This is a genomic window from Bellilinea sp., assembly GCF_034432615.1.
Taxonomy (GTDB): domain Bacteria; phylum Chloroflexota; class Anaerolineae; order Anaerolineales; family Anaerolineaceae; genus Bellilinea.
The window spans coordinates 1-1,564 of the sequence record NZ_DAOUBL010000261.1 but is presented as its reverse complement, the minus strand read 5'-3'; the positions used below and the strand labels follow the sequence as shown (position 1 = coordinate 1,564).

The window sequence follows — 1,564 nt, the reverse complement described above, 5'->3', positions numbered from 1 at the left end:
AACCATGAAACGCTGTGTCCCAACCGCACGCGCGGCATCAGCAACGAGATGACCGCCGAGCGCGCCGAAATCCGCCTGTTGACCGGCAAGCTGCTGTGCATGCACACCCGCCGCCCGTCCTCAGAGGGGTGATTCACCCCAGACGGCTGCGCCTTCCTCCGACTCGGGAAAAATTTTTGGATTTCTGTTTTACCTTTGATTTGGAGGTGTACCATGAAACCAATAACGCGTATTGTGTGGCTGTTCAGCGCGCTGATTTTGACCCTTTCGGCCTGCGCCCAGCCAACCCCGTCCGGCCCGAGTGAATTACGGGTATTGACCCACGACTCCTTTGCCGCCAGCGAGGAGGTGATTCGCGCCTTTGAACAGGAGAACAACGTCAAATTGACCTTCCTGCCCTCCGGCGATACCGGTTCGGCGCTCAATCAGGCCATCCTCACGAAAAATGCCCCGCTGGCGGATGTCTTTTACGGGGTGGACAATACCTTCCTCTCCCGCGCCTTGAGTGAGGACATCTTCGAGCCGTATAACTCACCCCTGCTGGCAGAGATAGACGATGCCTTCAAACTCGACCCGCAGAACCGCGCCCTGCCGGTGGATTACGGGGATGTGTGCATCAACTACGACAAAGCCTACTTTGCCGAAAAGGACCTGCCCCTGCCGCAAAGTCTGGCCGACCTGACCAGGCCGGAGTATAAAGGCTTGCTGGTGGTGGAAAACCCGGCCACTTCCTCGCCCGGGCTGGCATTTTTGATGGCAACGATTGCCGCCTTCGGCGAAGAGGGCTATCTGGATTTCTGGCGGCAATTGAAAGACAACGGCGTGGTGGTGGTCAACGACTGGGAAACGGCTTATTACACCAACTTCAGCGCCTCCTCCGGGCGCGGTCCGCAGCCCATGGTGGTTTCCTACGGTTCCAGCCCGCCCGCCGAGGTCATCTTTGCCGAGCAGCCGCTGGAAGATGCGCCGACCGCCTCGCTGGTGGGTGATGGGATGTGCTTCCGCCAGATCGAGTTTGTCGGCATCCTGAAAGGGACGAAACAGCGGGCGCTGGCCGAGAAGTTTGTGGACTTCATGCTGGATGTGCGGTTTCAGGAAGACCTGCCCCTGCAGATGTTCGTCTTCCCCGTCAACCGCAAGGCACAATTGCCGCAGGAATTTGTGCGCTACGCTCAGATTCCCGCAAAACCCGCCACGCTCGACCCGGCGCTGATCGCCGAAAAGCGCGAAGCATGGATTGAAGCCTGGACACAGGCGGTCTTACGGTGAGCCTGCTGCCTGCCTCTTCCCCTGCCCGCCGCTCCCCTGAAGGGCAGCCGCCGGCGCCTGCCGTCTGGCAGGCGCTGGCTTTGTGGCTGCTGCCGCTGGTCTTTTTGCTGGTTTTCTTCTTCCTGCCGCTCGGCCGGATTTTGGGAGTAGCCGGTCAGGGGTTGCTGCAAACCGGTCTCAGCCCAACCGCCGGGGAGCGCCTGCTGCGCGCGCTGGTTTTTACATTCTATCAGGCGGCGCTGTCCACTCTCCTGACCGTTCTGGTCGGCCTGCCGGGCGCATACGTGTTTGCACG

At 60.4% G+C, this 1,564-nt stretch carries 1 protein-coding gene and 1 pseudogene; both read left to right on the top strand.

Annotated features, from left to right (window positions below):
* The first annotated feature begins 213 nt into the window (after nucleotides 1–213).
* Entirely contained in the window at nucleotides 214–1,269 is a 1,056-nt protein-coding gene (locus tag VAE48_RS11495) for a thiamine ABC transporter substrate-binding protein (protein WP_322793471.1), read from the top strand.
* Nucleotides 1,266–1,564, top strand: a pseudogene (locus VAE48_RS11490) (iron ABC transporter permease); the annotation flags it as partial. The gene VAE48_RS11495 and the pseudogene VAE48_RS11490, both read left to right, overlap by 4 nt.